The sequence below is a fragment of the Kocuria sp. KH4 genome, from assembly GCF_053711175.1.
The window spans coordinates 1-13,958 of record NZ_JBSJYX010000015.1; the positions used below are offsets into that span (position 1 = coordinate 1).

At 68.2% G+C, this 13,958-nt stretch carries 10 protein-coding genes; 3 read left to right on the top strand and 7 right to left on the bottom strand.

What is annotated here, in order from left to right:
• Positions 1-173 precede the first annotated feature (173 nt).
• The gene (locus tag ACWCOM_RS11665) at positions 174-494 is read left to right on the top strand and encodes a hypothetical protein (RefSeq protein WP_454548917.1); all 321 of its coding nucleotides are present in this window, start codon (positions 174-176) and stop codon (positions 492-494) included.
• Between the two features lie 198 nt (positions 495-692).
• Complete coding sequence (locus ACWCOM_RS11670; protein ID WP_454548918.1) at positions 693-833, top strand: hypothetical protein; 141 nt, start codon at positions 693-695, stop codon at positions 831-833.
• An 11-nt stretch (positions 834-844) separates the two neighbouring features.
• On the opposite strand, the gene ACWCOM_RS11675 is transcribed toward ACWCOM_RS11670, so the two are convergent.
• Positions 845-1,276: a hypothetical protein gene (locus tag ACWCOM_RS11675; RefSeq protein ID WP_454548919.1), complete on the bottom strand. Its 432-nt coding sequence runs from the start codon at positions 1,274-1,276 to the stop codon at positions 845-847.
• Positions 1,277-1,814: 538 nt separating this feature from the next.
• Here ACWCOM_RS11675 and mobF point away from each other — a divergent pair.
• The gene (gene mobF / locus ACWCOM_RS11680; RefSeq protein WP_454548920.1) at positions 1,815-6,338 is read left to right on the top strand and encodes a MobF family relaxase; all 4,524 of its coding nucleotides are present in this window, start codon (positions 1,815-1,817) and stop codon (positions 6,336-6,338) included.
• A 92-nt stretch (positions 6,339-6,430) separates the two neighbouring features.
• Here the strand turns inward: mobF and ACWCOM_RS11685 are convergent, their stop codons facing one another.
• The 6 genes from ACWCOM_RS11685 to ACWCOM_RS11710 are packed head-to-tail and all read right to left on the bottom strand — an operon-like array spanning position 6,431 to position 13,924.
• Positions 6,431-6,862: a DUF4913 domain-containing protein gene (locus tag ACWCOM_RS11685; RefSeq protein ID WP_454548921.1), complete on the bottom strand. Its 432-nt coding sequence runs from the start codon at positions 6,860-6,862 to the stop codon at positions 6,431-6,433.
• Between the two features lie 3 nt (positions 6,863-6,865).
• Positions 6,866-8,377: a type IV secretory system conjugative DNA transfer family protein gene (locus ACWCOM_RS11690; protein ID WP_454548922.1), complete on the bottom strand. Its 1,512-nt coding sequence runs from the start codon at positions 8,375-8,377 to the stop codon at positions 6,866-6,868.
• Positions 8,374-9,912, bottom strand: a complete 1,539-nt coding sequence (locus ACWCOM_RS11695) for a hypothetical protein (protein WP_454548923.1) — start codon at positions 9,910-9,912, stop codon at positions 8,374-8,376. Before ACWCOM_RS11695 ends, ACWCOM_RS11690 begins: the two co-directional genes overlap by 4 nt.
• On the bottom strand, positions 9,909-11,462 hold the full coding sequence (locus ACWCOM_RS11700) for an SCO6880 family protein (protein WP_454548924.1): 1,554 nt from the start codon (positions 11,460-11,462) through the stop codon (positions 9,909-9,911). The genes ACWCOM_RS11695 and ACWCOM_RS11700 overlap by 4 nt, the downstream gene beginning before the upstream one ends.
• Positions 11,463-11,465: 3 nt before the next feature.
• Positions 11,466-13,133, bottom strand: coding sequence for a hypothetical protein (locus ACWCOM_RS11705; protein WP_454548925.1), 1,668 nt, complete (start codon positions 13,131-13,133; stop codon positions 11,466-11,468).
• On the bottom strand, positions 13,130-13,924 hold the full coding sequence (locus ACWCOM_RS11710) for a hypothetical protein (protein WP_454548926.1): 795 nt from the start codon (positions 13,922-13,924) through the stop codon (positions 13,130-13,132). Before ACWCOM_RS11710 ends, ACWCOM_RS11705 begins: the two co-directional genes overlap by 4 nt.
• Positions 13,925-13,958: the final 34 nt, after the last annotated feature.

Here is a 13,958-nt window from a genome sequence, read left to right on the forward strand (position 1 = left end):
TGAGTGGGATCATCTCGGGCGAAGCTATAGGACGCTTCTTCTCCCACGTCTTGAAAGGCCCGGAGCCCGACTCGTGCTGGTTGTGGCTCGGGGCGATCAGTGATGACGGCTATGGCCGCTTCTGGCTTCCTACCGCTAACGGTCAAAGAGCGGTCGCCGCTCACCGTTTCTCCTTGGCCACCGTCCACGGTGGGCTGGGTGCGATCGAGGGGCTGACCGCGCTGCACTGGTGCGACGTGCCGCTGTGCGTGCACGCGAGCTTGGAGCCGTCCACGCACCTGCTATTGGGCAGCCGGTCGGAGAACATGGCCGACCGGGCGATGAAGGGCCGGATGCCCTCGGCCACCGCCGCCCGGTGGCGGCGGCTGTCGCGGGCCGAGCGCTCGGCCCGGTCCCGGCAGCTGCGCGAGGAGTTGAAAACCCGCGGGTGGGACGAGGACGTGGTGCGCGAGCTCGTGCACGGCATCGACCCCGACCACCCCACCCTGTTCTGACGACAGCTCTATCCCGAAAGCGGAACCGAATACGTCGCGGCAGTTCCCACACACTCGCTCCAAGCCAGCTGAACATCGTCTTGCTGGTCCACGGAAAGGCCGGCCTCCACCTGGAAACCGTCCGCGCTCACGTGCGACACCTCCCACCCCTGATCGGTGAGGCATGAGGTTAGGTCCGCCCCTACCGTTTCGAGGTCCGTGGACGCCCCGCTGGTGGGCATGGAGGAGGGGGCGCAGCCGGTCAGCGCTGCTGCGGTGACCATCCCGGCCACCGATACGCGGGCCCAGGTCGAAGTCGGAGATGTTGGTTTGGCGATCATCGTTGCTCCTGTGCGTTGAAAGTGAGCGGGCTACACGCTGACGGTTTCACGCTGGGACGCCTCAGCGTCGTCCTGGGTCAGCTGTACATCGTCGTTGTTGCTGGACACGTCTGCGGCCTCTGTGGGCGCGTGAGCCGAGGACGCCTTCAACATGGCGCGCACCTCAGCGGCCGGCAGCTCCAAACGCTGGGCAATCTCGGGCACCGTGACCCGCTCAGCCTTCATGCCGGCCACCACGCGCACCTGATCCTCCTTGGCGCGGGCGGCGTCCTGCTCGGCCTTGGCCCGAATCTCCGCGATGCGCTGCTCGGCCGTCTCGATGATCTGCTCGGCCTCACCCTGGGCGACGAAGAACTCCTCACCCAACTCCAGCAACCGCTGCTCCCGAGCCATCGACTCCGCCGCCGCCCGGCGGGCCCGCTCCCGCGCCTCGGTCTTCGTCGCACTCTTACGCTGCGCCATCACGCCTCCTTTACATCAGCAACACCATTCCATCCCATTGAACACCAAACCCGCCCTAACGGTCATAGACCAACTTCTCCACCCCGACCGTTCCGCCGACCGCTCCACCGGCCGAGCCGGCAGCGCGCGAGAGGGCGCCTACCCGGCGGCAGTGCTGTGAGCTTTGGTGGGGATTGTGGACCGCTTCCGAGATTCATCCTCCGGTCTCTCCACCGGACCCACAGCCCCCACCAAACCTCGTGCAGGTTGTCCACACGAACACCACATGTGGACAACCTGGGTTCGCTTGCACCCAATCGACTGATCGTGTGGACAGCTGATGCGCTGCGGTTCGTCCTCGTTCCTCGTCCTCCCTGGGCATCCCCTGCCCACAAGATCAGTCTCGTGGGCACAACCGCGTCACATCCGTGACGGACTTTCTGGGTCGCTCCAGCCCAATGACTCGCAAGCTCGCATCGGCCTTCCACGCCCTGCCAGAACGTCACACCTAGTGCATTCTTGATAATCGAGGATGCGAACGCGCATGATTGCGTTTGTGATGACCCTCCACAAGCTCAGTGCTGGGGACGGGTATGCCTACTACACCTCCGAAGTGGCCTCGGCTGATGAGCTGCGCCACGGGGACCGGGAGCTGGGCGATTACTACACCGTGGAGGGCATGCCCCCGGGGCAGTGGGTGGCCCACTCCGAGGCGCTGCTGGGGGTATCCGGGGAGGTCACCGAGGCGCAGATGGCGGCCCTGTTCGGGGAGGGCATCCACCCGGATGCCGACCGCATCCTGGCTAACGGCGGCGGTGAAGCCGACGTGCGGCTGGGTCGGAAGTTCCACATGTTCTCCCAAGCCAACACCGAGCTGACGCGCCGCTTGGATGAGGAGATCGCCCGGCACGAGCGCACCACCGGGGCGGCACCGACCCGTCAGGAACGCCAGGCCATCCGCGGCCGCGTGGCCGGTCAAGTGTTCCGGGAGGCCCATGGACGCGACGCCCGGAACACCGAGGAGCTGGGACGGTTCATTACCGCTCAGACCACGCCGAAGCAGCAGACGGTTGCCGGTTATGACTTGGTGTTCTCCCCGGCCAAGTCCGTCTCCTTGCTCTGGGCCCTGGGAGGGGAGGAGGCCCGTAGCGCAGTCGAGACAGCGCATAACGAGGCTATTGCCGAGTCGCTGAGCTTCCTGGAGCAGGAGGCCACGTTCACCCGGCGCGGGTACAACGGGGTCCGGCAGATCGACGTGGAGGGTGGTCTGGTGGCCACCCAGTTCCGCCACTACGACTCCCGGAACGGGGACCCGCAGCTGCACGATCACGTGGTGATCGCCAACAAGGTCATGGGCGCGGACGGGAAGTGGTCGGCCCTGGACGGGCGCACCCTGTACCGGATGAAGGTGGCCGCCTCTGAGACGTACAACGCCAAGGTGATGGAGAAGGTCACCACCTCCTTGGGGGTGGCGGCGACTCCCCGAATGGCCGGTGGGGACGAGCCGATCTACGAAATTGCGGGGGTGGACCTGGATGCGATTCACCACGCCTCCTCTCGGCGCGCTGACATTGCCGCGACCCTGGAACGGCTAGAGGCCGAGTTCACCGACCGGCACGGGTACGCCCCACGGCCTACCCAAAAGATCGCGCTGGCTCAGCAAGCCACCCTGGAATCCAGGCCCGCGAAGAAGTCCGCCCGGCGCCTGTCCGAGCTGGTCGAGGAGTGGGGTAAGGAGTACGGCCAGAACGTCGGCATGCCTGTCGGTGACGACCTGCTGGCCCACGTGCGGGCCGCCGCCGGCAATGCCCCACAGGGCACCGACGCCACCCAGATCGATGTGGCCGAGCACGCCCGGACGGTGGTGCACGAGCTGTCCCAGAAGCAGGCCACCTGGAGCATTAACCACGTCTACGCTCAGACCCGCCGCCACCTGAAAGAGGCCATGATCGGGCGCACCGTGCCCGATGAACTGGTGGCCGAAGTCGTCAAAGAGGCCACGGACACGCACAGCCTGTCGGTCTCCCCGCAGGCCGATGTGCCGCACCTGGCTGAGTTCACCCGCGCCGATGGGACCAGCCAGTTCGTCCGTTCCGACGCCCACGTGTTCACCTCCCGGGAGGTCTTGGAGACCGAGCACCAGGTGCTCGTCGCCGCCCAGCGCACCGTCATTCCGGCCGTGTCGGCGGAGCGGTTCGAGGAGGTGCTGGCGGCACACACCGGCCCGCTCAGTGAGGGGCAGGTGGCTTTGGCCCGGGCCTTTGCCACCGACGAGAAGCTGCTCTCTTTGGGCATCGGACCGGCCGGTGCCGGCAAGACCACCAGCCTGGCCTTGGCCGCCGATGCGGTACGCGCCACCGGCGGCAACGTCGTTGGCCTGGCCCCCACTGCGGCCGCGGCCGCCGTCATGTCGGCGGACATTGGGGCGCAGGCGACGACCATCGACGCCTTCTTGATCGCCCACCGCACCGGCCGCACCAATGTTATGCAGCTGCACGCTGGGGACGTGGTGATCGTGGACGAGGTGGGCATGGTCACCACCCCGAAATTGGCAGAGCTCGTGGCCGTGGCCGCCCGCCACGGGGCCGTGGTGCGCGCCATCGGGGATGACCGCCAGCTCGGTGCGATCGGCTCCGGCGGGGCGCTGCGGCTGCTGGACAACGAGGTGGGAGCGACCCGCCTAGAGGCCGTGCACCGCTTCCGCGCGGAGGGTGAAGCCGCCGCGTCTCTGGCGCTGCGCGAGCCGCCGGCGGCCGGGGCGGACACCCCCTGGGCTTGGTACCTGGAGAACCGTCGTGTGGTCGCCGGGGATACCGAAGCCATGACGGACGCCGCGCTGCGCGCCTGGATCGCCGACACCGAGGCGGGCAAGCGGTCCCTGCTGATCGCCACCGACAACGCCACGGTCACCGACCTGAACGCCCGCGCCCAGGCCGCCCGCATCGCCACCGGAGACCTCGACGTCACCGGCTCCTCTGTGGTGCTGCGCGACGGGCTGACGGCGCATGCCGGGGACGTGGTGGTGACCCGCCGCAATGACCGCACCTTGCAGCTCAATGGTGGCAAGGACTTCGTGAAGAACAACGATGTGTGGACCGTGGAGAAGGTCGGGGCCGACACCGCGACGCTGCGCCATACCGGCCACGGGGGGAAGATCACCCTGGACGCCGACTACCTGGCCCAGCACGGCCAGCTGGGCTACGCCGCCACCGTGCACCGGGCTCAGGGCGCGACCGTGGACACCGCCCACGCCATCGTGGACTCCGCCACCGACCGGGCCGGCGCCTATGTGGCCGCCACCCGGGGACGCGAGACCAACCGGCTCTACGTCTCCCTGGCCGAGGGCGAGACCCGGGACGAGGTGCTGGAAACCATCGCCGGCGCCTACGACCGGAACCTGTCCGCCCACGAAACCGTGGCAGCCGAGGCCATGCGTAACGGCGACGTCGCCACCCTGGCCGGCATCTACCGCGAGACTCACGATGCCGCGTGGACGGCCAAAACCCACACGATCGCCGTGGAGGTCCTGGGCGCGGAGAAGGCTGCGCAGTTCACCGGCGCCGAGGCGTGGGGTGCGGTGGCCACCCACCTGCGAGAGGCCCAGGATGCAGGGATGGACCCGGCCGTACTGCTCTCCCGGGCAGTGGATCAGCGCGGGTTCGGTGACGCAGCAGACCCCGCCGCGGTGCTGGCCTGGCGCGTCGAACACCAGATGCAGGCCGCTCAGCGCATCCTCGACAACACCGACCGCCGGCCCCTGGGCAATCTCACTGACGAGCACTTGGAGAAGCTGGCTGAACGCACCCGCTCAGCTCTGGGACAGCCGGTGATCGAGGACCCGGACTGGGCGGAGCGCCCGTTCGCGCTCATGCCTTTCGAGCAGCTGGCCGACTCCCGCCGACTCGGCCTTGACCAGCTGGAGGCCCTTCCTCCCGAGCGGTGGACCTCCACCACCGCCGCCAAGCTGGAGTGGATGACTCAGGCCATGGGTGCCGAACAGGACCGCCGCGCACACCTCGCCCCGGCCCAGGCAGCCGTGGAGCAGATCGCCCGCGGTGAACGCCCCCGCACCGACTCGCACATCACTATCGGTGAGGCCATCGCCGTCGAGCAGCAGGTGCGCGCCGTGGCCGGTAAGACCCCGGCATCGGCCCCCGTGGCGGACGGGCGCCGGGTGAGCGAGGACCTGGCCCCCACGGCGTTGCTGACCGACCCGCAGGTGCCGGTGCAGTACCGGGAGCAGCTGGAGAGGCTGCGTACCCGCATGGAGGACCGTATCGCGGTGCGCGGGGCGGAACTGGCTGAGACCCGCCCGGAGTGGACCACGGCCCTGGGGCCGGTGCCGGCCAAGCCCGCCAAGGCCGCCGAGTGGCACCAGGTCGCCGCCGAGGTCGAGGCGTACCGCAACCGCTACAACATCGGGACCCACGAAACCACGCTGATCCCCACAGTCCACCAGGACGACCCGGTGGCGGTCGCGCTGATCGCCCGGGCCACGGCCCTGCACAAGCACTCCGCGCTCACCACTGCCGCCCCGCAGGACCAGACCCGCATCCGCCGGACAGTCGATGAGGCCCACGTGGCCGAACGGGTGCGCAGCACCCCCGCCGAAGCGCAGCAGCTTATCGAGCAGCTGCGCACCACCCGCGCCCAGGGGCCCGACCCGCTACCGGCCGGCCAAGCCCGCCAGGCCGCGGTCACCGCCGCGGCCACCGGCGGCGGCGAGAACAGCATTACCGACCGTCAGAAGCTCATCAATGCGGCGGTGGCCCGTTATCGGGCCAGCCAAGCTCACGAACGTCCCGATCCAATGCAGGAGCAGGGCATCACCCCGACCAACCAGAACAAGGAGAGCGCCGTGACGGAGACCCCTCGGACCCCGCAGCGAAAGTCATTGCACCAGCTGGGCCAGGAGCAAGCCGAACAAGCACGCAAAACCCATGCCGCCAAGTACCCGCAACAGCAGCAGAAGGACACTCCCACCCCCCAGCGCACCACGGCTCAGCAAGAAGCGGCCCGAGCGGCCGCCGCATCCCGGCGGGCGCAGCAAGCTCAACGCGACACCGGCGGCCGCAGTCTCTGACACCGCCTCGATCGTCCAACCGGGCGCAGAAGTAGGGCCGGGCCTCCTCGCGGGAAGCCCGGCCCTACTCGTGGACACGGCGCGGTGTCCGCCTATGCGCTCCATCCCGCCGGCGGTGGCACCGTGGGGAGACGTGGCTTGTCCACGTGCCCGTCACGGCATTCCCCGAACGGGCCGCGCTTGGCGAAGAGCACGGCCGCGTGATGGTCGAAGTGATCGGTCCACCATGAGGACAAGAGCCCGTAGGGCTGATCCTTATTCGGGGCCGAGGCGAGGTATTGCTGGTGCATCCCCCGGAACCGCTCGACCGCCTCGGGGTGGGCCCACCACTGCGGGCACCAGTGCATGTTGCCCTCGTGGTCGAAGCTCTCCACGCTGGCGATCAGCGTCTCCACCCACGACACCAGCGACATCCAAGAGGAATCGCGGTCCGGGACGTCCTCACCCTCGGGCAGCACCTCGTCCTCGTCCGGGCCCGGATGATCCTCCGGTTCGGGGAACTGATCGTCCTCAATGTCACTCATGGCTCAGCCGGCCTCCTTCATCTCGTCCAGGCCCTCGTTGATCCAGGCAGCCAGCGGCGGATCGGCAAACCAGCCAAGGGTGCGCACGATCGTGCCCCCACCCTTGTTGGTGCGTACCCACGCCCGCCCCGGAGGCAGGGCGGCGAGCTTGTCCACGGGCAGAATCTCGCGCTGCTGGGTCTGCACGGAGGTGCTGCGCCCCCCACCGCGGCTGGTGGAGTAGGACTGTGTGCGGTGGTCGTATTTGCCGGTGACCTTGGAGAGTTGTTCCAGGAACTTGTCGTCATCCACTCCGCCGCCGTAAACCCGCACCGCGGCCGCCGACCACAGTGTCTCCCATCCGGTGTGGCGCAGCATGGTCACCCCCTGGCCCTTGGTTTGGAAGAACGCCGAGACCACGATGCCCATCGACCCGAAGTAGGAATACCACTCGGCCAGGGCCGGCAGCTTCACGACGTTACCCACCTCGTCCAGATCGGCCACTAGGGGCACGCGCAACCGCCCGCCATTGCGCCGGGCGCTCTTTTGCGCGGCGGTGAACACCGTGTGCAGCACCGTGGAGACGAATGCAGCCCCGGAGCCGGCTGTGTCCTGGGCCAGCAGGACCAGTGTGTCATCGCTGTCCACGAAGGCCCCAGGGTCGAACCGGCGCACCCCCGCGGTCGGGGTAGCCCACCGAACCAGCGCGTCATGAGACAGGGCGGAGGCCATGCGCTGAGCTGTGGCGAAGACCGAACCGCGGGTGTCGTCGGGTTGCTGAGAGATGCCGCGCAGCATCGCGGCCCGGCCGGTGTGCCCATGCTCGCGCAGCACTGTCTCGGGGTCACGCAACTTCCCCGAGGTGATCCAATCCAGGATTGTTGCCGGCTCCCGCCCGTCCTCGGCCGCGGCGAGGATGCACGCCGAGAGCAAGTCTCGGCCCTGGGAGTCGAACTGCGGATCTCGCCCGCTCGCGCCGGCGGACCCGGCGGAGGCGGATTCGAAGATCGCCGCGACCTCATCGGCGGTGCGGGTGTCCTCCACCGAGGCGAACAGGTCGATCGTCATTGTCGGCTCCCCGGCCTCATCGAGGATGCGCTGGGGATCGAAGACCCACACCCGACCCCGGTCGCGGCGGGCGGCAATTACCTCGGTCACCCCGTCCACCTTGTTCGAGGTCATCAGGAACGCTCCCGGCGCCTCGGCCGCGTGCCGGACGACCTGACTGGTGGTCTTGCCCCGTCCGGTGCCCCATACGTGCACCGAGCACTCCCGCCACCCCTGGTATAGGCGCCGGTCCCCGTGCTCGCCCAGCGCCCCGATGCTCAGGCCCGGGCCGATGCCCGGAGCGTTCGGGTGCAGCTGAATGGCCTCCTCTTGACGCTTGTCCCGATCTACCGCACCGACAGGGTGCGCACGATCGAGGCGCTTGACGGTTTCCCCCATCGACCCGCCCTGGCGCCCGGAGTACCACCAGGCCGCCGTCACTGCCCCCAGTACGAGGGCCCCAATCAGCATCCACAGCGAGCCGCTCATGCCCGGGCCCTCGCCATCGCCTCGACCCACGCCTCATTCGTGTCGTGGATGCGGTACTCGGTGTCGGTGAGATTCATCTTGAACGGCACCCCGGGGGCGTTCTCCCCCAACTTCATCATGAACCGGCCCCGCCCTGGCGGGGGCAGCGATCGGCCGGTGCGCGGATCAGTCGCGCCCTCGGCTGACCATTCCACCAGCAGGTCCTTCTCCCGCTGGGACAGCGGCAAGACCTGTTCCAGCAGCTCCATCTCGTTGCGGGCCAGCCCGCCGAAGTACTTCACTGAGGACCGCTCCAGGAACCCGCGGGCAATCTCGGACAGCTGCTCGGTGGACAGCGTGAGGTCTTTCATGGTGTGGGTAATCATGATCTGCCCCAAGCCCTTTTGCCGGTTCAGACGGGTGAGCGCGTCGATCTGGTGCACCAGCAGCTCCGAGGCGCGCAAGGTCTGCCACAGCTCGTCCATGATCATCAGGTGGTGCCGCTCAGGCTCGAGCCCGGCCACCGCCAGCGTCTTGGCCGCCGAGACCCCGGCCTGCCCGTAGGCCCAGCACACGATCTGGATCGCCGCGCGCATCATCTCATCAGAGATGTCCACCCCGGACACGTCGAAGCAGGCCGGGCGGTCCACCCGCATCTGTCGGGTGGTGGGCTTGCAGAACACGTCCCCGAACGGGCCGTCCTCCAGCAACCCGATCAAGCCCTTGACCAAGGACTTGGACTCCGCCAAGAACTCCGCAGCGTCATTGGCCAGCGTCACCGCCTGCATCTCCGCCGGTGCCTCCCGGATCGCCGTCACCAGGTCCCCCAGCAACGGTTGCCGCCCCTCCGCCTCGGCCCGCACCGTAGCGGTGCGGATCGCCATGGACAGCACCGTGGGCTCCTGTTTCTCCGTGTCCAAGCCCCGACCACGGGCCAGCTCCAGCAGCCCGCGCACCGTGTTGACCCGGCGGGTGTGAATCTCCGAGAGCAGTTCGTTGCGCTTGGCCACCGGCAGCTCCTCGACCCGGTTCCACAGCGGCCCCGCATCCAGGGGGTTGACCGAGCCGATGCCAGGACCCACCCGGATCACCTGTCCGCCGATTTCCTGGATCATGCCCACGTAGTCCGGTTTGAGGTCGCCCAGGATCAGCGGCACGAACGACAGCGAGGAGAGGTAGATGCAAATCCGCACCGTCACCGAGGATTTGCCCCGGCCGTTGAGGCCCATGATGAACCCCGACGGGGAGGAGATCGTGCCGCGGATGAACAGGCTGATCGGGTCTCCGCACACCACCGACCCGTTGTTGGTGTTGCGTCCCAGCGGGGCGCCAATCAGCGGGGAGGATGTACCTACGCAATAGGGCCACAGCCCGGCCGTCTGGGCGCTGGTGGCCGCGAACTCCGGCGGAGCCTCTACCCACGAACACCGGCCCCCATCGGCCATGTCGAAACCCTTGGCGGTCAGTCCCGGCATCCGGTCTCCGCCGGCGGCGCCTTCCCGCTCACCGAAGAATCGATTGCCAATCCGGTCGATCACATCATCAAGAACGCTCACAGTGCCCTCCTCATCGCATCGGAAAGTGTGGCGGCCTTGTCCGGGACGATCCCCAGACCCAGACCCATCGCAAAGGCCGCGTCGTCGTTGTGATCGCACCCGCGCAACCGCAGCTGGATACCCTGGGCCGCCTTCTGCCGGATAGCAGCCTCAGCCTTGGCCAACTCCTGGCCGGCCGAACCCACCGTGGCCGTGACCAGGATCGAGAACCGCACCATCGCCGCACCCCGGGCCTGCTCCTGGGCAGCCTGCTTGGCCTTGGCCACCGCCAGCTGCTCAGCGGCCGAGACCCGCCGGTTCTTCTGGTTGGCCGCGAACTCCGCATTGACGATCCGGGCGTTGACCTCCCGCACGCTGGACTGAGGATCAGCCGGGCGGTAGAACACCGTGACCCGCTTCTGCAGGAAACGGTCATCGGGCTCCAGCAGCGCCCGCAGTCCCCACTCCCGGAACACTCCCGAGGGGGCGCCGAACATCTGCCAGGACTTCGACACCGCCCCCGAGTGCGCGTAGCACATTGGCTTCGCCAGCACCTCGGCTGAGGTCGGTCCCACTTCCTCCCAGGACAACCCAGTGCCGGCGGCGGTCAGCCGGGACCGTTCCACATCGGCGGCCGCCGAGGGATTGAATGCTACGTGCGTGGAATCAGTCACGTCCGCTACCTGCAGCAGCGACACCGCACCGGCCCCGGAGACGGTGGCCAACTCGCAGAAACCGGGCAGGACACCGCCGATCTCCTCCATCAACTCCTGGGCCGTGCGCGCGGGCACCGCCCCGTCCGTGGACTCTCGGGCGGAGAATGTCAGCGTGATCCACTGATCCAACCGCGGTGTCCAGGACGAGAGCTCATCGACCACATCACCGATCACCTCCCGGGCGAACGTGGACCCACCCGCCTCGGCGCCGGCCACGGAGCGGGCGACCTCTACGGCATCACGCAACCGCTCTCCGGGATCAGCCGTGGACTGGGTGGTGACCGAGACCTGCACCAGGGACGGGACACTGCCGGCCTCACGCTGGAACTCTGACCAGGCATCGACCATCTGATCCACACTCTCCTGATCGCGCAGCCCCATGCCGGTTGAGGAGGTGCCGATGAACACCGCCCCCGTCTGGGTCCGCGGGGCCCACAGCATCGCAAACGGCTGCCCGAACGTGGTGTGTCCCTCCAGCATCTCGGTGGCCGCCAAAAGCCCCGGCGCCCGGAAACTGCCGTCCGGGACCTGCGAGGCCGGCCCGGCCACATACCGGGTGTGCCCCTTCTTCTGCGCTTTGCGGAACATCGTCTGCGCCAGCCTCTTCTCCGCTCGGGACCGCTCGTTGCGGTCCTTGGACTGCAAATACCAGGTCGCCGGCACTGTCAGCACCAGTAGCAGCACCGCCAGCCACAACAGCTGCCCGAACCACAGCACCAGCAACGCCCCGATTGCCCCGGCCCCGGCCACCGCCGTAGCCGCCAGGGACAGGCCCATGATCCCGGTGACCTTGGTGTCCGTGATGTTGCCGTAGGACCGCACCCGCGGCGTGGAATCCACCACCGTCTCTGACATCGCTTACTCCCCTGACTCCATTGACTTCTCAGCGTCATCGGCCGCCCGACGCGCCTCGTACCCTGCTGCCCGGACCGCGTTCTGCACGAACGAAGCCCGCGCGCCCATCGCCCCGCCCGTCTGCGCAGCGGACCCTTCCGGGCCACTCACCTCACGCAACGGCTCCTCTGCGCCACCGTTGTTTCGCCCCGGGTTGGCTCCGGCGGCACCCGTGGGACCACCCGCGGTGCTCGATGTCCCTCCGGCCGACCCGCTGCCCGCCCCGGCTGCCTCCGCGCTCTGTGCAGAGGCACCCGAAGGGCCGGTGCCGTGACCGCCTGAACTACCCGGACCCGACGCGGGAGCACCAGGGGCGCCATCCGGGGAGGACCCTCCGGCCCCAGTCTCAGGCTGTGCACTCACAGGACCGTTCCCGCCACGTCCCTCGGCGGCGCTGCTACCAGTGGCGGCGCCACCGGCGTCAGTAGATCCCTCACCGCTGGCTGAGGTTCCGCTGCCTCCTTGGGCACCGTTGGCCTGTGCAGGTGCCCCCAAGCCCTCGCCTCCCCCGGGGCCGCCGGCGGCGCCAGAGCCGCCACTGGTGCGACTGCTGGGGCCGGTCCCGCCACCACCGGCCAGGGCGCCACCCTGCCCACCACCGACCATCCCGCTACCGGTCATTCCGCCGCCGAAGCCGCCACCGCCGGCTCCGGCCGCTCGTGCCCCAGCACCGCCGGCCAGCGTGCCGGCACCGGCGGTGGCGGCACCAATCAGCGCACCGGTGGCCAGCGCGCCGCCGGCCGCCACGAGGCTGCCCGCCCCCATACCCCGCGGGCCCTCGGCCACCATCGGGGCCGCCACCCGGGCCAGGGCCGGCAGGGCCAGGGAGGCTCCCACAACCATCACCAGGCCCACGAACAGGCCCACCATCTGATCCATCGGCTCCTGAGAGCCTTCTCCGACGTAGCCCTTGGCCAGGGCCAGGCCCACTCCCCAGATGATCGCGGCCACCGGCTTGAACAGCACTACAGCGATCAGCCACGACAGCACCTTGTCGAAGCTTTTCTTGCCCTTGTCCGTGGTGGACACCGCGGCGAAGAACGCCAACAGTCCGGCCAGCACGGACGCCATGCCGTAGGAGAACAGGACCAGGAAGGCGTTGACCAGCGACCCCAGCAGCGCAATGAACGCCAGCACCAGGATGATCACCGCCAACGCCGCGGAACTCTGGACGCCGCTGATCATCGCCTGCAACCCCAAGGTCTCGGCCATCTGTTCATTGACGTCCTGGCCGCCGATCTGCTCGACCAGCCACGGGGAAATCTGCGTACCGAAATCCAAGCCCATGGACGTCGCCACCAAAGCGACAGCCACGGCGGCCACGCTGCGCAGCATCGATGCGATCAGGCCCTCCACCGATCCTCGGTTCTGCTCTCGGGCGATGCGTACGCAACCAAAGGCCATGCCGATCACACCGAACAGCGGCAGTAACGCCCGCGTGGCCTCCACCGCACGCATGGCCGCCGACCCTTCACCCATCCCTGGGGCCTCGATCGACAGCCACCAGGTGCCCAGCCATTGCACCGTGTCGAACAGCGCAGTCAGCACCACCCCGGCCAGCCACGTCAAGATCGCCTCGACCCCACCCTCGGCCGCTGAGGCCGCCATCTCGCCAAGCCGTTCGAGCATCACGGGCCCCAAGTCACGGACGGCGAGGTAGTGGCAAAGTCGACCGTCATGAGCTGCTGGCCGGATGCCGGCTCAACCCGCCAATCCCCGTTTTCCCATACAAGATCGATTTGCCCGACTGCCTGCTGACGAACGCCTGCATCGTTGTCAAAGCTCATATAGATGTTGAATGACGCTTGGTCTTTGCTGGCCTCTCGCACGTCGTAGCCAACAAACTCGGCACTGCGCATCGCTGCCGGGTCTGTCGCCGGGGCGCTTCCACTGCTGATCTGCTCGGCTCGGTCAAGCAGCTCGTCCCGATCAGGGCCTTCGGCAACGGCTGCCTTGATGCTGTCCTGCGCCTTAGTACCCGAGGGATCGACAACCACGGCGTAGTTAGCGGCCGCCATCAGGGCTCCGGCGGGGGTGTGGGCGTAACCCACCCTCAGACCAGAATCCTGCTTCTCGCACCCACCCAGTTCCGTGGACATCGGCACGACGTTGTAGCCGGCCGACACCCACTCATCGACCTCGGGTGCCTTGTCTTCGACCGAGGCAGTGTCGGTGGACAGCTCTGCTTGACACGGGTAGGCAAAATCCTCGGAAGAGGAGTCCAGCAGCCCGTCCACCTCAGGAGCAGCCTCCGAGGCCGGCGCCTGCGCGTTTTCCTCGGCGGGGCCAGCCTGCTCGTCGGGCTCTACCGTGACGGTGCGGACCAGCAAGGCGATGATCACCAGCGCCGCCAGTACCCCGACCGCTACGGCTGCACCCAGCCACCGCGGACGGTTCTTTTGCTGTGTTCGTTCCTGCTTCATCTGTCCTGTCCTCCCTGTGGGGCGTCGTGTTCCG